This is a genomic window from Sporosarcina sp. SG10008 (genome assembly GCF_044569405.1).
In the GTDB taxonomy this organism is placed as follows: Bacteria; Bacillota; Bacilli; order Bacillales_A; family Planococcaceae; genus Sporosarcina; species Sporosarcina psychrophila.
In genome coordinates, this window is record NZ_CP172607.1 from 2938997 (window position 1) to 2962236 (window position 23240).

23 protein-coding genes are annotated in these 23240 nt (G+C 38.4%); 7 read left to right on the forward strand and 16 right to left on the reverse strand.

What is annotated here, in order from left to right:
• Window positions 1–86: 86 nt before the first annotated feature.
• The 9 genes from ACGLYD_RS14105 to ACGLYD_RS14145 form a co-directional block, all read right to left on the reverse strand.
• Window positions 87–326 carry a hypothetical protein gene (locus tag ACGLYD_RS14105; RefSeq protein WP_399628568.1) on the reverse strand — a complete coding sequence of 80 codons (240 nt, stop codon included), beginning with the start codon at window positions 324–326 and terminating at the stop codon, window positions 87–89.
• 594 nt (window positions 327–920) lie between these two features.
• A complete protein-coding gene (locus ACGLYD_RS14110) occupies window positions 921–1067 on the reverse strand; it encodes a putative holin-like toxin (RefSeq protein ID WP_399628570.1) in 147 nt (48 codons plus the stop codon).
• A 199-nt stretch (window positions 1068–1266) separates the two neighbouring features.
• On the reverse strand, window positions 1267–1902 hold the full coding sequence (nadD, locus tag ACGLYD_RS14115; protein WP_399633242.1) for a nicotinate (nicotinamide) nucleotide adenylyltransferase: 636 nt from the start codon (window positions 1900–1902) through the stop codon (window positions 1267–1269).
• Window positions 1903–2009: 107 nt separating this feature from the next.
• On the reverse strand, window positions 2010–3476 hold the full coding sequence (locus ACGLYD_RS14120; RefSeq protein WP_399628573.1) for a nicotinate phosphoribosyltransferase: 1467 nt from the start codon (window positions 3474–3476) through the stop codon (window positions 2010–2012).
• Window positions 3477–3542: 66 nt separating this feature from the next.
• Complete coding sequence (locus ACGLYD_RS14125) at window positions 3543–4451, reverse strand: hypothetical protein (protein ID WP_399628576.1); 909 nt, start codon at window positions 4449–4451, stop codon at window positions 3543–3545.
• A gap of 160 nt (window positions 4452–4611) precedes the next feature.
• The gene (locus ACGLYD_RS14130) at window positions 4612–5421 is read right to left on the reverse strand and encodes an NUDIX domain-containing protein (protein WP_399628578.1); all 810 of its coding nucleotides are present in this window, start codon (window positions 5419–5421) and stop codon (window positions 4612–4614) included.
• Window positions 5422–6013: 592 nt separating this feature from the next.
• Window positions 6014–6637: an FMN-binding negative transcriptional regulator gene (locus ACGLYD_RS14135; RefSeq protein ID WP_399628581.1), complete on the reverse strand. Its 624-nt coding sequence runs from the start codon at window positions 6635–6637 to the stop codon at window positions 6014–6016.
• Between the two features lie 22 nt (window positions 6638–6659).
• Window positions 6660–7178, reverse strand: a complete 519-nt coding sequence (locus tag ACGLYD_RS14140; RefSeq protein WP_399628584.1) for a GNAT family N-acetyltransferase — start codon at window positions 7176–7178, stop codon at window positions 6660–6662.
• A 25-nt stretch (window positions 7179–7203) separates the two neighbouring features.
• The gene (locus ACGLYD_RS14145) at window positions 7204–7656 is read right to left on the reverse strand and encodes a MarR family winged helix-turn-helix transcriptional regulator (protein ID WP_187045559.1); all 453 of its coding nucleotides are present in this window, start codon (window positions 7654–7656) and stop codon (window positions 7204–7206) included.
• 109 nt (window positions 7657–7765) lie between these two features.
• On the opposite strand from ACGLYD_RS14145, the gene ACGLYD_RS14150 reads away from it, so the two are divergent.
• The 7 genes from ACGLYD_RS14150 (at window position 7766) to ACGLYD_RS14180 (ending at window position 14602) form a co-directional block, all read left to right on the forward strand.
• Window positions 7766–8374 (forward strand): YitT family protein, encoded by a 609-nt coding sequence (locus ACGLYD_RS14150; RefSeq protein WP_399628587.1) that lies wholly within the window; start codon window positions 7766–7768, stop codon window positions 8372–8374.
• Window positions 8375–8794: 420 nt separating this feature from the next.
• Window positions 8795–8944 (forward strand): hypothetical protein, encoded by a 150-nt coding sequence (locus tag ACGLYD_RS14155; protein ID WP_399628590.1) that lies wholly within the window; start codon window positions 8795–8797, stop codon window positions 8942–8944.
• A gap of 578 nt (window positions 8945–9522) precedes the next feature.
• On the forward strand, window positions 9523–9783 hold the full coding sequence (locus tag ACGLYD_RS14160) for a DUF3953 domain-containing protein (protein WP_399628593.1): 261 nt from the start codon (window positions 9523–9525) through the stop codon (window positions 9781–9783).
• A gap of 221 nt (window positions 9784–10004) precedes the next feature.
• Window positions 10005–10658 carry a hypothetical protein gene (locus tag ACGLYD_RS14165; RefSeq protein WP_399628596.1) on the forward strand — a complete coding sequence of 218 codons (654 nt, stop codon included), beginning with the start codon at window positions 10005–10007 and terminating at the stop codon, window positions 10656–10658.
• Between the two features lie 1269 nt (window positions 10659–11927).
• The gene (locus ACGLYD_RS14170; protein ID WP_399628599.1) at window positions 11928–12716 is read left to right on the forward strand and encodes a helix-turn-helix domain-containing protein; all 789 of its coding nucleotides are present in this window, start codon (window positions 11928–11930) and stop codon (window positions 12714–12716) included.
• A gap of 148 nt (window positions 12717–12864) precedes the next feature.
• Entirely contained in the window at window positions 12865–13047 is a 183-nt protein-coding gene (locus ACGLYD_RS14175; protein ID WP_399633245.1) for a conserved phage C-terminal domain-containing protein, read from the forward strand.
• Window positions 13048–13390: 343 nt separating this feature from the next.
• Entirely contained in the window at window positions 13391–14602 is a 1212-nt protein-coding gene (locus ACGLYD_RS14180; protein WP_399628602.1) for an IS4 family transposase, read from the forward strand.
• 366 nt (window positions 14603–14968) lie between these two features.
• Here the strand turns inward: ACGLYD_RS14180 and ACGLYD_RS14185 are convergent, their stop codons facing one another.
• From ACGLYD_RS14185 to flgK, 7 genes are all read right to left on the reverse strand, one after another.
• Window positions 14969–16582, reverse strand: a complete 1614-nt coding sequence (locus ACGLYD_RS14185) for a P-loop ATPase, Sll1717 family (RefSeq protein ID WP_399628605.1) — start codon at window positions 16580–16582, stop codon at window positions 14969–14971.
• 630 nt (window positions 16583–17212) lie between these two features.
• Window positions 17213–19060: a flagellin gene (locus ACGLYD_RS14190; protein WP_399628607.1), complete on the reverse strand. Its 1848-nt coding sequence runs from the start codon at window positions 19058–19060 to the stop codon at window positions 17213–17215.
• A gap of 225 nt (window positions 19061–19285) precedes the next feature.
• Complete coding sequence (gene csrA / locus ACGLYD_RS14195; RefSeq protein WP_399628610.1) at window positions 19286–19507, reverse strand: carbon storage regulator CsrA; 222 nt, start codon at window positions 19505–19507, stop codon at window positions 19286–19288.
• A 4-nt stretch (window positions 19508–19511) separates the two neighbouring features.
• A complete protein-coding gene (gene fliW, locus ACGLYD_RS14200; RefSeq protein ID WP_342538882.1) occupies window positions 19512–19955 on the reverse strand; it encodes a flagellar assembly protein FliW in 444 nt (147 codons plus the stop codon).
• A gap of 124 nt (window positions 19956–20079) precedes the next feature.
• Window positions 20080–20634 (reverse strand): DUF6470 family protein, encoded by a 555-nt coding sequence (locus tag ACGLYD_RS14205; RefSeq protein WP_399628612.1) that lies wholly within the window; start codon window positions 20632–20634, stop codon window positions 20080–20082.
• 140 nt (window positions 20635–20774) lie between these two features.
• Complete coding sequence (gene flgL / locus ACGLYD_RS14210; protein WP_399628615.1) at window positions 20775–21653, reverse strand: flagellar hook-associated protein FlgL; 879 nt, start codon at window positions 21651–21653, stop codon at window positions 20775–20777.
• 19 nt (window positions 21654–21672) lie between these two features.
• A complete protein-coding gene (flgK, locus tag ACGLYD_RS14215; RefSeq protein ID WP_399628617.1) occupies window positions 21673–23229 on the reverse strand; it encodes a flagellar hook-associated protein FlgK in 1557 nt (518 codons plus the stop codon).
• Window positions 23230–23240 lie beyond the last annotated feature (11 nt).

Below are 23240 nucleotides of genomic sequence, written 5' to 3' on the forward strand. Positions count from 1 at the left end.
CCGAATTACGTTTGAACTTGGAAACTCGCACTTGTGCGGTGCACAGCGTACTCATTTTTATACTTCCACAGAAATGAGTTGATCACCTAGTGAAGTATAGGATAGAGCTGTCGTTCCAGAGAACTGAATTCATTCTTCAATGTATATAGTTCACCATTCAACCTCTCAATTTCAATAGCTGAAAGTGTATGTTCTACAGCGTACTCTGCTATCCTTTTCATTTCATGAAGCTTTACATTCATCTCATCCAAAATACAAACCCGTTCCTTGGTCCATTGAAGCTGTTGTTCAAGGTGGTTCTTCTGTTCTTGTTGGTCTTGATCCATGTTATTTCCTCCTAGTTAACGACTTCTTAGTATCCTTATAGGGGTAGATGTATGTTGACAGTGGGTGGTTCTACAGATTTCATTTGCACAGCTGATTTATCAGTATCGCGTTCGAGGCTACTACCAAAACATAAGTTGTGCTTTCACTTTAATAATTATTACCCGCTTCTTTCGGCAATTTAATCGGTGAATTATTTGTTTCCTTAATTCTCTAGATAACCTTGACCTTTTCTTACTACTTGCGATAAAACACTGGTTTATATCAATATCTTCTCTTCCTCCAGTTGCACCAGCAGCTGATACACTCATTCAGGCGAAAATCGTATGGAGACAGAAACAATTAAGTTTTGAAATTTCACACCGCTTAAAAGAACCGTAAAAAAGTGAATTAGATTTAATGGGGTTAATCCTTCTTTAATAAATGAAATGATAGACTTTTGTAGATGTTTCACGTATGAATATGATATAATCGCCCTATAATAAGAAAAGCTGAACGTCTGAGAAACGTCCAGCTAATCACAGTCACACACCGCTTGAGAGCGGTTGACCAAAGGTAACAAATAAGAGTGTGTTAAAAAGAAGTAACCCCCACGATTATCCTCTGGAAAGGTAATGGGCGGTTACTTTTTTTTGATTTGTGATAACTATAGCCACTACTATCGCTACAACGGCTGTTAATGCTGCAGCAAGAAATATACCGAATTGAAACAGCATATTCATAGCTTCAAAAGTTACCATCATCTATAACACCCCCTTTCTCAAGGGAGTGTCAATCACCCATCTACTTTATGCAACTGCTGTTCTTAGTTTAACATGGTCGCGGTATGAATACGATGTCTATTCAAGTTACCCGTACCTCTGCGATCTAAAATGACGAATAATTCAACCAACTGCGTAAAAGTGCAAAAAATTAGATCCTGCCCCCATCCTCCTCAACTTTTTAGTGGACGACTTTTTGATAAAGATCATTATTTTTAATGTATGCATAGCAGGAGCCTGGCAATAAATACTGCGGTTCTCCACCCATTGCAAATTCTTGTCGAATATACGTCGAACTTATTTCCATCGCTAATCCTTTATCTAATAATTGGAATCTACCATCATCATGATTACGCAGAATAGGTGATTTTGAAATCGTGCTCAGAATGTCAATCCCATTTCTAGCCATCACGATAAATTTATTTCGACTAATTAACTCTTCCGCCAATCGCCATTCTCCTTTGCCGATATCCACCAGCAAATCAGCACCCATGATGAAATAAAAATCTGCATCAGGGAACGTTTCTTTGAAATACTCCATTGTGTAATACGTATAGTGATCGCCTGGTAATACTTCTAGTTCGTAATCATCCAAGATGAATTTAGGATTATTGTCAATTGCTAACTTTAGCATTTCCACTCGATGCTTGTTTTGCGTTTGCACTTGTTTATCTAACCGTTTGTTCGATGAAGGTAGAAAAATAACATAGTCCAACTTTTTACGATGTGCCACTGTTGAAGCTGTCCACAAATGCACGTTGGTCACAGGGTCGAAAGAAGAACCGTAAACACCTATTTTCATGCCTTTTTCAAACATTTTCTCTATGTCTTTCCCAGGATTTAGCTCTTGAAGATGTGCTTTTAGTTTTTCTGTCTTTTGCATCATAAATTATTCCTCCAAAGTGTACGTTTTGTATTTCTTCATTAGCTATTCAGCTTGTGTACTTTTTCTTGTTCCTCACGAATATTTCTCATTTTATTATCCCAACATTTCTGACTTAAATCCACAGGATACTGCTCCGGATTCAAGGTACGCTTATATTCATCCCACAGGAGGTTTAAATTGTTTTTAGCATACGCTTGAATTTCCTGTATAGTTGGGGACACATACACAAGCTCTCCCTCTACAAAAATGTCCTGATGTAATTCGATTGCTTCAAAGTTCGTCACAAACTTCGAGATAAACGTATGAGTCGGGTGAAACATTTTTAATTTTTCTTCCGCTTGCGGATTCTCATCCATCATAGCAATATAATCACCTTCAGCACGATTATTCACCTTATTCACAATACGATATACTCTTTTCAATCCAGGTGTTGTTACTTTCTCTGGATTTCCAGATATTTTAATGGTGTCAACCATATTCCCGTTATCATCCTCAATCGCGACCAATTTATAAACAGCACCAAGAGCTGGTTGGTCAAATGCGGTAATCACTTTTGTTCCGACACCCCACGCATCAATTTTTGCTCCTTGTGCCTTCAAGTTCATTATGGTTTTTTCATCTAAGTCGTTTGAAGCAACGATTTTCGTTTTTCTAAATCCTGCTTTATCCAACATTTTTCGAGCTTCTTTTGATAAGTAAGCCAAATCGCCACTGTCTAAACGAATTGCATTAAAATTAATGCTTTCTCCCAATTCTTTCGCTACTTGAATCGCGATCGGCACACCTGACCGCAACGTATCATAAGTATCCACTAAAAACGTACATTCTTTATGACGGCGAGCGTATTTATGAAATGCTTTGTATTCATCTTTATACGCTTGAACCATAGAATGTGCGTGTGTTCCAGCCACAGGGATGCCAAACATCTTACCGGCTCTCACATTACTCGTTGCGGAAAATCCTGCAATATACGCCGCCCTTGTTCCCCAAACTGCCGCATCAAACTCATGTGCACGTCTCGTTCCAAATTCCATTACCGTTTGTTCTCCCACCACTTGTTTGATACGTGCTGCTTTCGTCGCAATGAGTGTTTGGTAATTTACAATATTCAAGAGAGCTGTCTCTATCAACTGAGCCTCTGCCAAACTTGCTTCGACTTGTAGAATCGGTTCATTCGCGAAAACCAATTCCCCCTCTTTCATTGCTCGAATCGTTCCATTAAAGCGCACCGTTTGCAAATAGGCCAGGAAGTCTTCTTCATAACCCAATTCTTCACGTAAATAAGCAAGATCACTATCCGTAAAACGATACTCTTGAATAAATTCAATGATTCGTTCCAATCCTGCAAAAATACCGTAACCCGTTTCAAAAGGCAACTTGCGGAAATAGAGTTCAAACACTGCTCGTTTGTTATGCATATTATCTTCCCAATACGTTTCCGCCATGTTAATTTGGTACAAATCCGTGTGTAGTGCTAGCCCATCATCTTGATATTTTTTAGTCATTTACTTTTCCTCCTCTTTAATAGTGCCGCTTCTTTTATTGTACTAACAGCCGTTTTTTGTTCATTTTCACAACATAAATTCAGTTGATTTCAAAATATGAATGCCATACTTCTTTTGAAGTTCTTTAAGTGCATGTTCTGTTGATTTTTCAAATCCAGGGATGGGACTCATGCAGTCATCCAACAAATAAATCTTTGATGGCAATTCATGCTTGTCACCGTAGTACTCGACGATCTGCCGAACGGATTCCAATACACAGTGAGATTTTGCTTCCCCAGCGATAACAATTTTATCGTAAGCGAGTAGGGAATGAAGAAACGCATAATTTGTTCCATCTGTTTTGCCATATTCCGGTTTAATGATTCCGTACATTTCGCTTAATGGGTCTTGCCCTTTCACAATCTTTTGTACGGTAGACTGCCGTATCATGGAATGAAAGTGAACCATATTCGAAAACTGTCCTTCTAAGGCTGCGCCATATGTCCCTTCAATGCAATGATAAGGCCATATCACCAATTGTTTTTTCCCTAAACGCTCCAAGTGAATCATGTACGCCAAGCTTTCTTGTTGTTGTTCTACAGCCATCCATTTTCCTTGTTCAACATCTTCTCTTGTGATGACTGTAAATGGAACAGGATGATCTCCCTCAGCATCTATCCACCAACTTGGATGGAAAATTTGATGCAATTCATGTGTATCTAACGACAAGGCAATCGTCGTCACCTTATCTAGGTTTTGATAAAGGAACTTAGTGACACGTTCAACATCCTTATGGGAATTTGGGACACCTAGTTCTCCGTTTTCCATAAAGTCATTTTGAAAATCAATCCCCATAAACAACACTTTTTCAACATCTTCTCTTGAAGGCGTCATTTTCTCCGCATTCGCAAGGACCATTAATTCATTGAATCCCTTCGTATTCTCACTTCCTACCCTTGAATCATCAACGATTTCCTCAAATTTAGTTTTCATCATTTTCAACACACCCCTTTAGTTTAAATTATATTAACAATTATAGATTTGTTAATTGTTATACAAAAAAATATAAATCACTGTCTTTTCTTTGATTTACAAAAGATTTGGGACACCTTACTGCCTGCAACAGAAGGCATCCATGTTTCATTGACTCTCAAATTTAGCGCCAAATCGAAGGGATAATATCTACATCTACAAATCGGTATAATTTTGATGGTCGTTTCGTAGTGCTTGTCGGTTCTGCTGTTTTAGGAACTTGATTGTTGTCTAACGCTTCTACGATAAAAGGCAGTCTTGGTGCTTTCCTAAAGAACCCCGGCTTACTATTCACAACAGGATCATTAATAATCGCAAGCAACACCTGGCGCAAATCTTCCAACTTGAATTCTTCTGTTAAAAAGTTTTTAACCACCGTTGTTTGAAACACGTCTTTTCGAACGGCTTCCAAAGCATCTTTAATCACTTGGTAATGGTCAAAAGCCAAATCTAACGTAAAGACTTCATCAATCGTGAATAATTGAACATCGTCTGCATCATCAGCAGCTTCCCTACTACTAATATTTTCTTCAGGAACAATTGCGTAATGAGCATTAGATAGTATCCACCCGCGTTTATCTCTACCTAATTTGTCATACACACCATAGTGTTCGATGTGAATACCGTCTACCCCTGTTTCTTCTTTTAGTTCCCGCTTAGCCGCTTCGTAAGCTGTCTCTTCTGGATGGATAAACCCTCCTGGTAAAGCCCATTTTCCGCCTTCGATGTTAGGTTCACCTTCTGCATCGAACGCTGCCCGCTTAATCAACATCAAAGCTAATGAGTGATGGGAGGTCGATTCACTTCCAACAGTCGATACCTCATTTGGGATTAACGTAAATATCGCAATATCACTTGTATAGCCATCTGGCGTCCTGTACTGACTCGAATCATAATTTTGTAGTGCATCTTCTTCTGTTTTAAATTTGGACATCCGATTTCATCTCCTTTGCTTCTTTCTCAATTAACAATTACCAAACTGTTAATTGAATTATATATCAGGTAAATGATAAAAGCAAGAAGAACATTCGTATGTATTAGTTTGAATTCGTCAAGATTAACACAAAACTAGGCTGGATATATGAAACCCGAGAATTGTCCGTTCCCACTATTGTAAAATCCATGTTCCCCATTAGCTCCATGTTCAATGGCATCTTGAACCGAATTTACAATCAGATTATCCTTAGAGTGTGTGGTGTTCAGGCATCCATCACCTCTCCTAAAAAAACAAAAAAGCCTAAGAGATAACTGCTAAACAGTTTCTCCCAGGCTTTTATCCTTCTGCGACACAGCAAAGCCGTGAGTTTACTCTCGGACCAGACTACCATTGATCGTTGCGGAACCCTAGAAAACATTGGAATTATGCTATTTTTTGAATTACACACTTTTTTATCATTGTCAACATCTTTGCATTCCGTAGATAAATTGTTTTTTTATGATGTAGGACTCTTAGCATTGTAAATTTGCATTTTTCCTGATGCACCCAATCTAAGAAAGAAAAACTTTTTAAAAAGGAAACGTTATAATCACTTGTCCTTTTTTAACTTTCTCTCCATCACTTGTGCTATTTGTTGAGAGTTTAAATCCTTTTCTTCATAGAGTTTATTAACGATGTTATGATAATCCTCTTCATTACGATTTTGACTTAGTTTATTAGCAGCTTGAATTTCTTTTACTTTAATCTTAAATCCAACAATCCCTTTTAATTGTGTTTCTAAAACTTCAGGAGAAATATTTTCCCATAAAACTGGATTTTCACGGTATTTTTCGTATTTTTGGAGCAACATTGTCAGGTCTTGTTTTAGCTCTTCTTCGTCCAAAATGCTGGCTATACCATATACATGGACAGCTTGATAGTTCCACGTCGGGACATTTTCCTTTTCATACCAGGAAGAAGAGATATAAGCATGTGGTCCTTGGAACATAACCAATACATCTTCACAGGTTTCGAATGTTCTCCACTGAGGGTTTCCATAAGCCATATGCCCTGTTATATAGTAAGAATCTTCTTCTTTAATTAACTGCAATGGCAAATGAGTGGCAATTGGTTTCCCTTGTTCTGTTGTAACAATCGTGCCAAAGGAGTTTTTTTGAACAAAACTCCAAATTTCATCAACATCTTTGACTTTAAAATATTTTGGAATATACATAGTGATCCACCTTTCCAAAAAGTTATATGAGTGTTTTGGTCATTATAAAGTCGACTTGTTCTTCATCACCCATATAAAAAGAGTGGGCTCCCGTCTGAAAAAAACCCTTTTTCTTATAAAAGGCAATTGCATTTTCGTTCTTTTCCCATACACCTAGCCAGATTTTATTTTTTTTACGTTCCATCGCAATTTCCATCGCTTTATTTAGGAGGCACTTCCCAAGCCCATGTTTTTGAAACTTGTTTCGAATATAAATCCTTTCAATTTCAAGTGATTCGTCGCCTATTTCTTCAGACTGAGCATCATCCGTGTTGACCTTCAAATATCCAGCGACTTCATCATTAAAATAAACAAAAAAGAATTGCGATGAAGAATTGGATAGTTCTTCTTCTAATTGTTTTAAGTTAAACGCCTTTTCCGAATAGGCATCCATATTTTCGGGTGAATTTTGATGCTTAAATGTCTCATTAAACGTTTCATGACTAATTTCTTGAAGTTCGCGGGAATCTTTGAGGGTACACTTTTTTATATTTATAGTCATTTGAATATATCGCTCCTTTATGTAATCAATAAATTCTCTTGTTTCCCTTTTTTACAAATCCCCAGTCTTTATCTACATTTTCTCTTATTCTTTGGAGTAGATTGAAAGTGGTTTCTGCTTCTTCCTCGGAAAACCCCTCTAATGCCATGATATTGGAATAATCATTTTCTTTTTTTATGAAAGGATAAACATTTTCTCCCTTTTCTGTCGGAAAGAGTTTTTTAATTTTTTTGTTATGTGCATCTCCCTTTTTTTCAATAAAGCCATTAATTTCAAGTTTTTGTATTGCACGAGCTGCCGTTGTTCGATCTACTTTTATCATTTCAGCTAACTTTTCTTGAATGATTCCCCGGTTTTCACATATTCGAATAAGGTATAAATACTGCCCTTTTGTAAGGTCATATTCTTTAAATTCTATATTACTTATAGAATCTAATGCCCTCGCTATCATTCCAATCTCACGTAGAATTTCCTTCATAATTACTCCCTTAAATATATTTTTGTTGCAAATACAACATTAGTAGTATACGTTCAGTCTAACTTGAATTTATTGCATTTGCAACAAAAAAGAAAAGAGGTTGAATAAAGTGAAATATGTTTTTTTTGTATTAGGAATTTTAATATTAACCCTTGGTATTTCCTTGACTATACAATCAGACCTTGGAACTTCACCTTTTGATGCACTTTTGGTAGGACTGTCCATAAACGTGGGGCTTACTGTGGGAAGTTGGGAAGTAATAATGGCTTTAATATTGATATGTTGTAATTCATTTTTAAAAAGACAAAGACCAGAAGTTGTGGGGTTGTTAACAGCATTTATTACGGGTATTGGCATTGATATTTGGCTTTTTTTATTACACGATTTGATAACACCTGAATTATGGTACAGCAAAGTTGTTTGTTTCGGAATCGGCTTAGTTGTCATTGGATTAGGTACTGCAACATATTTACACACAAATTTTGCACCGATCCCAGTTGACCGATTAACATTAATCATACAAGAATTAACCAGAAAAACTATATTTTTTTCGAGAACATTCATTTATCTCGTATTTTTGATAATGGCACTGATTTTTAATGGACCAATTGGCGTCGGGACTTTATTAACCGTTTGTTTAGGGGGACTAATACTTAATTACTTCATGCCGTCTGTTGGAAAAGTATTAGACCGCATATTAATACACTCCAGTACATAACCCAATTACGATAAAGATGAAAAGCATTTAATATAGAATGCTTTTTTGTTTCAACTTTTTCTTTTCAACACTTTTATTTCACTAAACTGTCCGTTAGCACAATTAGAAAAGCAATATTGTTGTTCTAGAATAGTGAACCGTACCTGTGCATGACACAATGACGAACAATTCACACCTTTGGATAAGTATTCATAGTACAAAGATTTTCATACGAATTTCTGATTTCACTCTTATTATTCAATTGTAGTAAATTTATCGTATAGTTTTTTTACATAGGTACGCGACACTTTAGCTACATAAAATTATAGTATATTTCCATGTGCAGACACCTATTTTTTGGAGATCCCTTAAACATTAATGAAACTTTTTTATCCTCGTTTCGTAGATTAGATAGAAATGAATTAGTATGAAGGGGGCATTATGGAAGAAAAAACGATTGTTCATACATATAAGGAACCGAAAATGGAACCATTCTGGTGGATTTTTTATCTAATTGTAATTACTATCGGCGCTCTATTCGGGGCTGCTCTTGTTGCGGTACCCATTGTGCTTTATATGACGAATCAATAATCTGGCTGTTAATACTGTTCATCTTAATCCCATTAGGTTTTTGGATTACCAGGGGTTGCCTTCGCAATTTAAAAAGGGTATCTTGGCACAATAATCATTTGTCTACCTTTACGTTGTTCAACAGTAAAATTGAATCGGTGGAATGGACTGCCCCCTATAGTAAATTACCGATCCAACAAGTAATTATGATATAACAAAAAAGATCTTTACTTGACAAAAGGATCTTTACTAAATATACAATTATTTTTCTTATCACTGTCCGGTGACATTAAAGTCGGATACACAACACAATAAAGTTGTATACTAAAAAATCGTCTTCTAGGGATCCAATTCTCCTGAAGACGATTTTTTCTTTTATTGATGAGAGTTTTAAAATCAAGTAAAATGACAATAAAGTTGTATATTTTACAATTAAGTCGTTTATAAACAAATAAAGGTGTGATGATCCGTCAAACGTGCAACATTATAATAAGCATAACTATGATACTATTATAATAGTTCTTCAGCTAACGGGTCCCAGCTTAGTTTAAATAAGTTATATTTTGAAGATGACACATTCTCAGTGGGAGGTTTAAAAAATGGAAGAAAAAAAGTTTGATATTTTATTGATATTTCAAATAATTATTGCGATTCTTGTTCTTATAACCGGTGTTTACAGTAAGGTTACGGAAAACTACAACTTATCACCATTGATGCTAATATTTATTAGTATAATGTTATTTACAATAGGATTACGTGAATATAAAAGAACACAAAGTTTACTGTGGAGGATCTTCTCCTTAGGCTCTTTGTTGTTACTTTTATTCGTTGTGGTTGATGCATTACGATTAATTATGTAGAAGCAGTATTAAACTAACGGGAGCCGTTTGTGAAGAACATTTAGTGCAATGCGTCGTTTTCCCCAACTAAAGTCACAAGTTAATTTTTAAAAAGAGAAATAGAGATTACAAGTGATACTTTGGATTCGTTTTCAAAAAAAGTAATACATTCCATTTTTTACTATGGTAATATTACACATGTAATGAAAATTAGTCCATTATATGGAAAAGGGAGTAATAAAATGAAAAAGACACTTATTTTAGGTTTATCAACAATGTTGACTTTAGGATCTCTAGGTGGAACTCTAGCACCATCTGCACACGCAAGCGAAAATCCTTCAAATGAAGTTAGAGAAGCATTAGTTTCAACAGGAGCTACATTAACCAATGATGCTTCAAGTTCTATTTTAGAAGTAGCACCTTATGTACATAAAAATGATCAAGGCTTATTATATGTAGATAATAATATCCCAAGAGATGTATATATTGAAAACAACGTAGAAGAATTGGAAAAACAGTTCGAAAGAATTAATACGCAAGTAAGATCTGGACAACTTACAATTAATGATGATTTATCTATAACTTCTAATCAGATGACGACATTTGCTAGTAAGGGATATACTTCAGAAAAATTCTGGTGGGGAGAAAAAGCTACATATACTAACGCACAAACTAAAGCTGCTGTTAAAAGCACTAATGCTGCAGGGTTTGATACAGCATTGATTGGGGCTGGAACGCTTTTCCTTCCTTTCTTTGGTGTTGGCTTTGCTGCTGTGAGTGGTGTTACATCGGCATATCTTTTTAACCTTGCTAATGATATGGATAATGCAAACAAAGGGCGAGGTATTATATTAAATATGACTTGGGCTTTAGTATATACAACTGAATCTAGATAAGACCGATTAATAAGAGAGAATAAAAAACCATAAATTGTTAATTCCCGTAACTTCTATTTTTTTAGTAGAAGTTACGGGAATTTTTTTGTATTGAATAAGTAATGTTTTCTAATTTGGTCCGACTTTTTGCAGTTCCGTCGCAATACCATAATCAGTCCGAGTTAGTCGAACTCCCCTTGGACAGGTGATTCATCTCTCAGACACTTGTTAACTAAAGGTATCGAACAGCCTAATTCTTTAACTACATAAGAAATGTAATCACGTCGATAAAGTTGTTCCGCAAGGGGGCGCGATTGTTATGTAAGCGTTTCATTGGTGAAATAAACCAACGGTTGCCACTGCGCTGTTAGTTGAATAGCAGTAAAGAACTTTTCATCTAATTAATAAATATATATCGAGGATCCAATTGACTTCCCGTTTTCAGGCACTTGGCTTACCGCCGTACCTAAAGTTTGGACAAAGTGGAAGGATAAAGAGGTAAAACTACGTGCGGAAGAAGAAGCTAAAGATCCCGAGCTTAAAAAAGCAAGGCAGAAACATACTTTTAAGACTTGGATTCCTACCATTTGGCTTGTTTCCATGCTGATGTTTTTAGCTGCATTTTGTTTGACAAAGCTCGGGAAGACTATCCCCTTTCTGGTAGACAGCATGATTCCCAGCCTACTTATTTTCACTTTGGGCGGTTTTCTATTCTTCTATTGCCTGCGAAGTTATTTGCGCTGTTTTTACATGATTACCTTTTCGCTTATGGTCATTATCTTAGGATTCTCGTGGACTATCCTTTCAGTTAGCGAGGAAGGTATCGATGCACCAACGAACATAACTCTCTTCGGCGCATCCGCCCTCTTCCCAATGTTGGTATGGATACCCTACTGCACCGTCAAAAAATTGACTAAAAAAACAGCCTACAAGTTAAAATCGATTTAATTGGATACTAACCAGCGGATATCTATACATGGCTATCCGCTGGTTTTGTTATCTCTATTTCAATGGCATCGCCAAGTATAATGATGATGCATCTGTGTACGAAACTTCAATGAATAATTCACAAAATAGTATAATAATAAATCGGAATTGATAAACAGGTAAACGTCTTCTCACCTTTTTATTACTACGCAATTATACGTATCGTCTGAGTAGTTCGACGTCCAGATTCTGCCCCCTAAGCAATCGTCGTTTTCCCGAATTGTTGAATTAAAAAAATTCCCCATGAAAATGTCCCCTTTCCCCCACTTTTCTTCTATATAAAGAATAAAGGGGATATTCTTTATGACAACTTACCTATCTGAATACGCATACTTCACAAACAAACACGATCTAGACGCGGCAACAAGACAACATGTACTTACGCACTGGAACGATATGAACCAAACAGAGCGGGCTGTTCTCGATATGATTCGTCGTTACTCCGTTAAATACGGCGCTGCCCACTTGAAACACGAAACCATCGAAAAGGCTATCAAGAAATCAAATGCAACTGTTCGACGCGCCATCCGCAAATTAGTAAAGCTCGAAATCATCGAACGCATTCACTATATCCGCCCCGTTATGAGCGGTCTAGGCGCTAATATTTACGTCATTAAACCTACTAATGACCAGTCGAAATTGAACACCCCAGAGAGTACTGAAAAACCTCTTGGCAGTAAGGTGGAACCCGCTAAACCGCAAACCAAAGCTTTTCTTTCTAAAGCGATAAAACCTAAAGACCTTAAAAGAACGTCTCCTACGGAAATTGTGCCTACTACACTTTTCGGTAAAATGAAATCTCTTCTTTCTTCAACAATCGGAGAAAGTAAATTAGCACGTAATTTTTACGGCGTCTACCGGAAACAGTCCCTGCAAATGCTGAAATTTAGTATTCACGAAGACAAAGGAGAACTGTTCGAGCAATTAGCCATGCATGCCCTTCGTATTGCGGTTCAAACAACCAAACAGAAAAAAGTTCGGAATCTGCCCGGCTATTATTCAGGTGTTTTGCGCGAACTCATCGGCAAGGCTTTATTCAGCGAGGCTTTTATGAATTATGATGTAGCCGTTGAAGGGTTTTACTATCGCTGAAATGATTGTGTGGGTGCCTGCACTCCAGAAAAACTAAAAATATATACACATATGGAATATCAGGCGGTGCAACATGCGCCATCGACGGCGGCAAAATCAACTCAAGAGGAAGTGTAAAAAAGTCATTGACACTAAGGCTAAGAATTAGCTGGATGATCCACATTGGCAGAAGTATTTACGGCCTTCCACGTTATTCAATGCAACGAATTTTGAAAACTATTGGGAAGAATCGAGGGTCAGTGACTTGCCAGAAAGCAGTCCGCCAAAGCCGTTCGAATTAGACTTTAGTAAAGGGGGATGCGTAACGGATGACGTGTTATGCGCAGATTAAAAAAAGTGTGTAGTGAACCGTACCTGTGAATGAAACAATAAAATTTCGTATATCTGTACAAGGAGCTGTTCAGCAAATTCGCACCAATTGCATAATAAAAGTAGAATCAGATATTCGTGTGAGAATCTAACCAATCACTTTCCATTGCTGGCTCTTTCTGTCACAATGCCAAAATCATTAGGTGTGTGTGGTGCCCAATAGCCTTGCGCGACAGTAAATAAAAGTAATTATAACCTTTATAAGTATAGTGATCTGTATGATTATACAAAAAAATGCTCCTTCTGTAGAATAGATACTGACAACCAAATCAGTTCCCTACACTACAAATGAAGGAGCATTTCATATGAAAAGTGTAGACCAAGACATCGTCTTTCGTCAATACTTATCTCTATTGCCCCGGAGCGTATTGGCGTGTCCATTAGTCAATTATGACTATGACAAGTTATCAGAATACGCATTAGTCAAATCCATGATTCTTGCAACTCTATTCCGTTGGAGAAGTTGGGAGGAAATCGAACAAGGAATCCGCGCTAAACCGGCTATCTTGATTGAATTGGAGCTGGATTCTATTAGCGGATCTCAGCTGAGTCGGCGACTTGCGAAGTTAGACACATCGGCATTGGCGGATTTGCTGGGATCGGTCACGAAACGATACTGGATGGTACGTGGTAAAACCGCTGGTATTAGCGCTAATATTGGAATCCTAAAATTAATTGATTCCACTCATATCAAGTTGCCGCAAAATGCATCTACTTGGACCGCCGTAAGTAAGGATTCTAGCGGGGTAAAGCTACATCTCCGATTAGCAGTTGCTTCTGCAACGGAAGTTTTCCCTGAAAAGATGATTCCATCCACTTCCAATGTCGCAGATATTGATGCGGTTAATTATCTCATTGATGCTGAATATGCGACTTATATTATGGATAGGGGCTATGGCCATAAAACAAAAATGGGTGGCTGGCTAGAGCGCAGTATAGATTTCATAGTCAGGGTGCGGAAAGATTTCAAAGTTGAAGTTTTACAATCAAGGACTCCAACCGAAGAAAATGTCACACGGTTTGACCTTGTCTCCATACTAACCCGCCCGGAAATACTGCGACTGTTAGAGTTTACTGACAAGGAAGGTTCCATATATCGCCTGCTAACCAGTCGATTGGATTTGACTGAGAAAGAAATATTGGACATGTATAAAAGTCGTTGGTACATCGAGCTTTTCTTCAAGTGGCTTAAGCAGCATATCAAGCTAGATCACCTGTTCAGCCACTCCCCTAAAGGAATCTGGAACCAGCTTTTCATTGCTCTAATTACGGTAGGGTTGGTTGAAATCATGCGCGTCGAAAAGCAATCAACACAGACAGCGTGGGCGTTTTACAGCCTTATCCAACACTATTTATTGGAGCCATGGGAAAAGGTTCAAAAAGAAGTAAACCGTAAAAAAAAGCCAAGTAGAGGAAGACAAAAAGCGCGAGACAGACCAATAAAAGAACTAGATTTTGGTGAAAATTTTGCGATAGTAAGTCCGATTTCCAAAGACCATTTTTTGAAAAATAATTAATTGATGTAAAAAAAAGGGAAATAGTTGTCACGCTACCACATCCCCTTTTTTGTGTCCAATCATTGGTATAATATGACTTTAAAGAAATTTAATTCATGCAAGGCTATTGTGTGGTGCCTATGCACGAAACTTCCATGTTTATTTCAGCAAACATGAAAGTTTCACGGAAGGAACAACTCAGAATTGTGTCTGAATCGTGTGATGGACACGCAACCATCACTTCACTTAAGAAGTTGAAGTACGCCTTCCGATTGTTGTTCAAGTTGCTATGCAGAGACCGAACGCTTCGGGCGGCATTAATTATTTCACACATCTCCTAGCTAGATCTCTGACCTCAAAACTGTGTTAGTAGTAAGCAACCGTAATTTATTTTTTTCTAGTATATTGTTTAGCTCTGGGCTTTGGCTTGTAATTGAAACTTTCATTTTTCTCTACTTGTAGATATGGCCACAAGCTACGGTGAAGTTGGATTTGTTTATCAAGCATGATTTCATCATCCCCGCGATAAGCAAACCTTACTTTCTGTCCTGTATTTCCAATGACTCCAATTCTATAACAATCTGATAAAATACTTCCTAATTTATTCTTCTCTAGAAGTTCACTTAACTCGCTATACAAATCACTAAGTTCTTGGCTTCTTTGTTTGATTTGTTCAAATGTAAATGGATTTGATATTCCCAAAAACAATTGCTTTATACCCTTAATTTCATTAATAGTATATTTTGCAGCAAGTTCTTCAGATGATTCTACCCAAGAAGCCTCTGAATAGGCCTTCCTTGTTTCATCAAAGACCTTTTGCGTAAACTTTTCTTCATTGGGATAGTATTCCTTTGCAAAAGTTAGTAATCTAACTATGTCTCTCGGCCGGTACCAAGTTTGATTAAGCAAGTACTCTTGCGCAGTTCTTTCATGTAAAAAGTCAGGAAAATACTTCTTAAAAAGATTAGTTGAATCTTCGGTAGGCTCTACTTGATTATGCTTTTCTGACACTATAAGCTTTTTTATAATCATTTGAATTAATGGGTGCATTACAACACTACCCGATGATTTATGCCAATTAATTGGTTTGCCGAAGTCTTCAGTTATCTTGTTTATTTCATGCCCCGCAGTTCCCATAGATGTTAATACTTCAGACCTAATTGCCCCAATTAATGTTATGTTATATGATTTCATTCTGCATATAGTGTTGATTTCATGAATTGCTATAATTAAGTCTCTTATCAATTTAGTATCTCGCATAAACTGCTTCTGACTTGATATTGATAGCTCTAATTCGTCAATAAAGAGATACAATGCTCCGCTTGCTGAAAGTAGTTCTTTGAATAAGTTATCAGCTTGCTTTACTAAACTATTAAATTTCACCTTAGTTTTTTGTTGATCTTCCCAATCAAATTCAAGACCTAATTTTCCAGAAACCCCATCTAATCCTGCACCTATTTCAAAAGATCCCCTTTTTAGTTTGGGAAGTAATCTTTTAATTCCCGATTCTTCATTTCCTATGTTCGGTGCCGTAACCACAGCTTTGAATTTATCCCAGTTTTTATCTCGTACAAATATTGGTTTTTCCGATTCTACGACTAAAGATACGATATGTCGATAAAAGAACCATTTCCATATATCAATGTAACTACTTTCATTATCGTCTACATTATTCTCTACCACGGTCATATTGGAAGCTCGGGTGATATCTTTTTTGTCCTGATCTGAGAAATGACTTTTAAAGAGAATAAATGAAGTTGCAGCCCCGATAGATTCCTCTACTTCTAAATCTATGTATCTTAAAAGCGCCGTTTTACCAATTCCTTTAAGGCCAGTTACAAAATATTTCTTCCCTTTAATAAATTCCTCTAATAAAATGTTACTTGGTATAACATATGACTCTTGAAAAATCTTCTTTTCTACTGGATTATTGGTTAAGAGTTCATGCTTAGCATCAGTCTGACCAACAATTATATCTTTAAGTTGTAACGTGGTTAACATTTGGCTCAACACATCCCGTTTTTCAGATTTTTATTTTATTTAAAGAATTCCTTAAATAAACTCTTAAAGCGTCTATATATATTGAATATCCGCTTCCAAATATATTATCAGTCACAAAGGCAATCTATTGTTTCAAAATTGACAAGTACTTAAGAATAACTTTTTCTTATAATTAATTGTTCACAATTTATATGTGATCTTAACTAGTAAAAACGCGGTCCGGAATCCCGGACCGCGTTTTATTAACCAGATTAACGTAAAAGTTGAAGTACGCCTTGTGGTTGTTGGTTGGCTTGCTTTGCCGCTATGTCTTTCGATCATAGAATAGACTATATCTTCACCCACAGCATTATCTGTTTGGGGCTGGGCGCTTCGGACAGTGTTGCTTGTCCTACGGATTTCATCGTCATAGCCGTGAAGCCTTAGGCGGTATATCCTAGTCGTTGAACCTTCTCCAGAGTTTCCTCACAGGAGCTTGGCTGCTGATTATCCATTGTTTCATCCTCATCATTTTCAGACCATCACGCTGACCGTTTCCAGTTACGTTGTGGTTGATGAGGCTTTAGGAAGTTCCAGCAATTCACCCAGTTGTGCTCTTATCCGTTACCAGATAAGACGCCCTTCGAATCATTATCTCAAAAGTTGTAAAACACCTTGAGGCATTTGATTGGATTGAGCCAACATTGCTTGTGCTGCTTGACTAAGAATTGAGTTCTTAGTTTGTTCCATCATTTCTTTCGCCATGTCAACGTCACGGATACGAGATTCCGCAGCAGTTAGGTTTTCAGAAGATGTGTTTAAGTTATTGATTGTGTGCTCAAGACGGTTTTGAACAGCACCGAGTTTCCCACGTTCAGATGATACACTAGCAATTGCTTTATCAATAACTGCAATTGATTTTGAAGCATCCTCTTTATTAGAGATATTTAAAGCAGATTCAGCTTTAATATCACTTGTACCGTTTGTTACTGAATTAGAAGTAGTAAATCCAGCTTGTCCGGAATTACCAGTGATACCAAGTGCAGCAGAACGCATGTCATTAATTTGAAGAGACATGCTTTGTCCAGTGTTAGCACCGATTTGGAATTTTGTATTGAAACCAGTACCTTGTGCACCAGGACCAGTTACTTGACCAATATTTTTAACTACGTCAGTTGCTACAGTAACTCCAATATCTGCTAATGGTGTATTAGTTCCTTCACCTAGCTTAATGTCTTTTCCTGTTTCAGAAATAAATTGAACTTTATTATCTTTAGATATAGATGCAGTTACCTTGTCCGATAATCCTGCCTCTTGTAATGCTGCATTCAAATCCTTAATTAGTTCTGCTGATGCTGCTTTTGCTACGTTAGCGTCTGCATTACCAGTATCGTATGTTTTACCTTCTTTTAATGTAACTGTTACAGCACTTTCACTACCTACAGCAACCGTGAAAGTTGAGTCTTTAACTACAGTATTTCCAGCAGTAGTTCCTCCTAGTGCTGTTGTAGCTTCGATACCAGTACGTTCTACAGTAGACGGTTGTCCTACGCCCTTATCACTAGCCTTGGTTATTCCTAACGCTGCATCATCTGCACTAAATTCAATAGAACTTGAAGCACCTGTTGATTTTGCTGTGAATACTAATTTACCCGCTCCATCAGTAGAAATATCCACTAATTCAGATAGCTTTGTTCCACCAGATGTTTTGTTCCCTAGTTCTTTTACTGCTTCTTTAGCAGCAAAATCAGTATCAAGATCATTCGCATCAGCTACCACGACCGCCGCCGCCGCCGCTGTAACTCCTGCTTCTGCTGCAGCTACTCTGTCTATAACTGTTTGATCCGTTGGAGCAAGAACTAAAGCTGCATCTGCATCTGTTTTTTCTTGATCCGCAGCAGTTTTCGCTAATCCTGCATCCGTTGCTTCTTGTGCTGTATCACGAACTTTAACTCCTGAAAGATCAAAAGTAATATTATCAACAGTTAATGAAGCACCAGTAGTACCAGCTGTTGCAACCGCTGCTGCTGTTACTTTAGCACTATCTGCTTTTTCAATCTTAGCGCCATCATTAGAACCAATTCCACCATTTAACACCTTTTGTGTATTGAACTCTGTAGTATTACCAATACGGTTAATTTCAGAAGTTAAATTATTTAATTCATCTTGCATAGCTGTGCGGTCTGCATCTGTCGCAGTTCCGTTTGCTGATTGGTTAGATAGTTCACGCATACGTTGAAGAATATCATGTGTTTCATTTAGCGCACCTTCAGCAGTTGCAATCATAGAGATTCCATCTTGTGAGTTTTTAGAAGCTTGGTCTAACCCGCGAATCTGTCCACGCATTTTCTCAGAAATTGCAAGACCAGCTGCATCGTCCCCAGCTTTATTGATACGAAGACCTGAAGCAAGTTTCTCCATAGATTTAGACTGTGCAGTAGTTGCACTGTTCAACTGACGGTGTGTGTTAAGTGCTGCAATGTTGTGATTAATTCTCATTATAATTTCCTCCTTGAATGTATGTTGCTCACGTCCTTGTGAGCACATTTTTTATACCGAGGAGACCGGGCCGGCCGGACCCCGTTTTCCTCGCTACAATACTATTATCGGATTCACTTTTAGAATGTTTAATAGAAAAGATATTTTTTTAAAAATCGGGTGCCAGCTGCCGTCACAATTCAAAAATCGTAAATTGTGTCGGTAACTGGCACCCGGGCTTGTGGTTTATTTCTTTTCGTTTTTGAGAAAGTCCATGAAACCGTCTATTTTAACGGCTTCGGTGTTGGATTCTGATACTTCTTTTATTAGTTCTCCGCGTAGAATGGTGACGTTTTTAGGTGCATTGATGGCAATCCGGACTTGATCGCCTTTTACTTCACTGATGGTAATTTCGATTTGATCGCCAAGCCAAATGGATTCGCCTTTTTTTCGAGATAATACGAGCATTCCGTCACCCCTTGTCTTTCTGCATCTGTACGTCAATGGAATATCTAATTGGATAGTCCGCGTTTTCCAGTATGCATTGTTTTGCTATTTTGGATTTTGTATTGATGATGACGGGTGCTTTTAAGTTTACAGTGGAGGCATTGAAAGGTTCTTTGACTGTAACGATTGTTAAGACAATTATATCTTCTTCGAATTCTATGTTGAGGGCTTCTACGGTTGATTCGTCTAAGTCGAACGTATAGTCACTGATGAATAAGTAGGGATTTGCTGTTACAAAACCTACTTCTTTTGAATTTATTGACTGGAGAATCTGATAGACTTCGTTTCCTTCGATAGAGAGTAGTATAAAGTTCTTTTCATTTTCGAAGCCTGGTAATCCGTTGTCAAATGTAAGGATTTCGGATTCTAGTGCTTCTACTTCTCCTAGGATTGCGGATTGGATTTTCATAGGTTTTTTCTCCTTTATGGGGTGCCAGGCACTGCCACAGTCCGCTAAGGAATACGCATGGATGTCAGTGTCTGGCACCCGGTGTCTTCTTGGCACCTGGATATGTTGGCACCGAGTATGTTAGTTAGACTTTCCAGTCAATTTCGATCGATGGTTTTTGGAGCAACTCTGCCGTTACTTTTCCTGGTGTGTATGTATGCATCGGCTTGTTCGCATTACTGTTGTTAATCACTTTTTGAGGCTCTACTCGAATATCCACACTTCCGGGTTCAAATGAAACTTTGACACTGCCATAGGACGGGATGAACTTGATGCTTAGACTGCTATATGGTTGTCTAAGTGCTCTTTCGGCAAATGACTGAATTGGATTCCCCCCGTTTTCAATCATCATCATTTCTATGCCGTCTTGTGCACGGCGAGCGATTCCATTAGATGCTTCAGATCGGGCATACTGTGCAACTTCTTCAGTACGGCGGGCAGCACTTTTTAAGTCCATGTCTGCTCGGGCTTCCGTTGTATCAATCGATAGTCTGGACTTCGTTGTATTGATTGTCATTTCGGCTTGTGGTTGTTGGATATCTAGTGTTGCACCTGGTTGCTCAATTTCTTGGACTGGTCTTCGGGTAGTAAGACCTAGTTGTGCTTTTGTTGTTGTTACTTGAAGTTGTGGGATGTTCAATATGTCACCTTCTAAAGAAAGCGTTTGGAGGTTGTCCAAACGCTTTCAGGGATTTTATTAGGTATTGCAAAGGGTGCCAGGCACTGCCACAATTCGCTGTAGGACGCGAATGGATGTCAGTGTCTGGCACCCGGTTGAGTTTATCGTAAGAAATCTACAAGTGATGGTTGGATAATACGTGAACCTACAGAAAGTGCTGCACGATGGATTGATTCTTGTGTCAGCATATCAGTGATTACTTTTTCGTAATCAATGTCTTCGTTTTCGCTCATTTGTTTTTTGGCAGAGGCTTCTTGAGAATCCAAGCGATTCCCCATCATTTCAACTCGGTTTTGGCGAGCACCGATGTCTGCACGTGTTGTTAGGACCTTGTCCATATTGGCGTCGACTTGTGCAATTGCAGCACTGAAATCTGTGTCGGGATTAGCGAATTCGCCAAACATGTCATCGATTTCTTTAAATAGATTTAACACATTTGCATTTACATTCAATGTAACACCGTCAAAAACTTCAATATCGACACTTTTTTCAAATGCCGATGGATTATTTGGGTCTACAGCCGGGTATCCACCTGCTTGTTTATCATAAAGAGGGGTAGCGGTTTTCGTACCACTGAAAATATACTTATCTCCGACTTTTGTATTCGCCATGTCTTGAATCTGTTCACGCAACTGATTGAGCTCACTTTGCACCTTTTCTTTATCTTCTGGTGTCATTGTCCCATTCGCTGCACTTGTAACAAGTTCTTTCGCGCGGTGCATGGCTTGTCCGACTTTATCAAGTGCATCGTCTGAGCTATCAAGGTAATTATTGACTTCACCTAGGTTACGTTGGTATTGGGCAACTTTATCCACTTGTGTGCGGTAGGCCATACCTTTCATGGCAACGACGGGATCGTCTGATGGGCGATTTACTTTTTTACCTGTATTGAGCTGGTCTTGCAGCTTGCCCATTTTATTGTAGCTCGTGGTAAGATTCCGAAGCATGTTATTGGATAGCATCGATTGAGTTACGCGCATTGAGATGATTGCTCCTTTCTTACATTCCTACTCGGCCCATGCCGTTGATAATTTTGTCGAGGGTTTCGTCGACGACGGTAATCATACGAGCGGATGCGTTGTATGCTTGTTGGAATCTGATCATATCTGTCATTTCTTCATCTAAGGAAACGGAACTTATGGAAGCACGTCTGTGTTCGACTGCACCAAGTAGTGTTGCCGAGTTGAATGTCATGCGTTCGGCCTGTTGGCCGTCTACTCCAAGTTGGCCTATTACACCTTGGAAGTAGGTTTGGAGGGTTGATCCGCCTAGTGTTGCGGAAGCGGCAAACTGAACATTCGCAAGATTTTTTGCATTCTTACCGTTCCCCTCTTCAGCCCCTGTAGAGTCCGATGCCGCGAGTAAATTAGAATCTTTCATGAGGGCTTCAGACACAAAAATATTACCGGCTGTAAATGGACCAGGACCTTTTGTATCAAAGAAATTACCACCTTTGACTCCATTGATATCTGTTCCACTTGTATGAACGATGTTCATCTGATCTCCGAAAGCTGCAGCAATTTTGTTTAACTCAGCAATCATTTTAGGGTAAAGACCTTTAGTTGTATCTGGAATCGGAACTCCATTTGTATCTGTATCTACAGTTCCGTATGCATTCATCAGTGACTTCACTTTTCCTACATCAAGGAGATTTGAATGTTTCGCATCTACTGTCGTTCCATTAGGTTGAGTTATTTTCAAACCTGTAATTGAGTTATTCTCATTCGTTGAAACGTCGTGAAGAGAAGATGGATTCGTTTCTAACTTTGCATGCTCACTGCCATTGACTAGTTCCACTTTCGTTCCGTCTTTCAATTTCAATGTCACTGTCACCGAACCTTCAGCAACCGCCGATGCCCGTCCACCCGATTTTTCATAGTTCGTTTCAATCGGGAAATAGCCGGATAGTTCATCCAAAAGTGCATCGCGAGCATCGTACAAGTCATTCGGTAAATAGCCGTTTGGTTCGACTTGCTGAATTTGTGTATTTAGCTCTGAAATCTGTTTAAGGATGGAGTTGACTTGACCTGCAGATACATCAATTTCTGTACCAAGGTTTGTCTGGATTTCTGTCAATGATTTGTGCATGTGGTTGAATGAATCGGCAACTGCTTGACCGCGCTGTACGACAACCGCGCGTGCACCCCCGTTTTCAGGGTTGACGGCAAGGTCCTGCAACGATTGCCAAAATTCGCTGAGTGATTTCTGAAGCCCGTATGCAGAAGGTTCATTCAAGACATCTTCCATTTGAGAAATCGCTTTTGTTTGAGAATCCCAGTAACCTAGTTTATTGGATTCTTGTCTGTATTGCTGGTCGACAAAACCATCACGAATACGCTGGATAGAGCCCGCTTGGACACCTGTTCCGAGGAATCCGGGCATTGTGCCGGCACTTAGGCCCGTGCCAGGGAATCCTGCTGTTGCTTCCATATTGACACGCTGTCGTGAGTAGCCGAGTGTGTTGGCGTTACTGATGTTGTGTCCTGTTGTATACAGAGCGGATTGCTGTGTGAACAAGCCGCGTTTGCTTGTTTCAAGTCCCATAAATGTAGACATTATTTTCCCCC

Coding starts and splice junctions, on each gene's coding strand:
- ACGLYD_RS14105 (WP_399628568.1), bottom strand. CDS start 326: ATGGATCAAGACCAACAAGAACAGAAGAACCACCTTGAACAACAGCTT.
- ACGLYD_RS14110 (WP_399628570.1), bottom strand. CDS start 1,067: ATGATGGTAACTTTTGAAGCTATGAATATGCTGTTTCAATTCGGTATA.
- nadD (WP_399633242.1), bottom strand. CDS start 1,902: ATGTTTGAAAAAGGCATGAAAATAGGTGTTTACGGTTCTTCTTTCGAC.
- ACGLYD_RS14120 (WP_399628573.1), bottom strand. CDS start 3,476: ATGACTAAAAAATATCAAGATGATGGGCTAGCACTACACACGGATTTG.
- ACGLYD_RS14125 (WP_399628576.1), bottom strand. CDS start 4,451: ATGATGAAAACTAAATTTGAGGAAATCGTTGATGATTCAAGGGTAGGA.
- ACGLYD_RS14130 (WP_399628578.1), bottom strand. CDS start 5,421: ATGTCCAAATTTAAAACAGAAGAAGATGCACTACAAAATTATGATTCG.
- ACGLYD_RS14135 (WP_399628581.1), bottom strand. CDS start 6,637: ATGTATATTCCAAAATATTTTAAAGTCAAAGATGTTGATGAAATTTGG.
- ACGLYD_RS14140 (WP_399628584.1), bottom strand. CDS start 7,178: ATGACTATAAATATAAAAAAGTGTACCCTCAAAGATTCCCGCGAACTT.
- ACGLYD_RS14145 (WP_187045559.1), bottom strand. CDS start 7,656: ATGAAGGAAATTCTACGTGAGATTGGAATGATAGCGAGGGCATTAGAT.
- ACGLYD_RS14155 (WP_399628590.1), top strand. CDS start 8,795: ATGGAAGAAAAAACGATTGTTCATACATATAAGGAACCGAAAATGGAA.
- ACGLYD_RS14160 (WP_399628593.1), top strand. CDS start 9,523: ATGGAAGAAAAAAAGTTTGATATTTTATTGATATTTCAAATAATTATT.
- ACGLYD_RS14165 (WP_399628596.1), top strand. CDS start 10,005: ATGAAAAAGACACTTATTTTAGGTTTATCAACAATGTTGACTTTAGGA.
- ACGLYD_RS14170 (WP_399628599.1), top strand. CDS start 11,928: ATGACAACTTACCTATCTGAATACGCATACTTCACAAACAAACACGAT.
- ACGLYD_RS14180 (WP_399628602.1), top strand. CDS start 13,391: ATGAAAAGTGTAGACCAAGACATCGTCTTTCGTCAATACTTATCTCTA.
- ACGLYD_RS14185 (WP_399628605.1), bottom strand. CDS start 16,582: ATGTTAACCACGTTACAACTTAAAGATATAATTGTTGGTCAGACTGAT.
- ACGLYD_RS14190 (WP_399628607.1), bottom strand. CDS start 19,060: ATGAGAATTAATCACAACATTGCAGCACTTAACACACACCGTCAGTTG.
- csrA (WP_399628610.1), bottom strand. CDS start 19,507: ATGCTCGTATTATCTCGAAAAAAAGGCGAATCCATTTGGCTTGGCGAT.
- fliW (WP_342538882.1), bottom strand. CDS start 19,955: ATGAAAATCCAATCCGCAATCCTAGGAGAAGTAGAAGCACTAGAATCC.
- flgL (WP_399628615.1), bottom strand. CDS start 21,653: ATGCGCGTAACTCAATCGATGCTATCCAATAACATGCTTCGGAATCTT.
- flgK (WP_399628617.1), bottom strand. CDS start 23,229: ATGTCTACATTTATGGGACTTGAAACAAGCAAACGCGGCTTGTTCACA.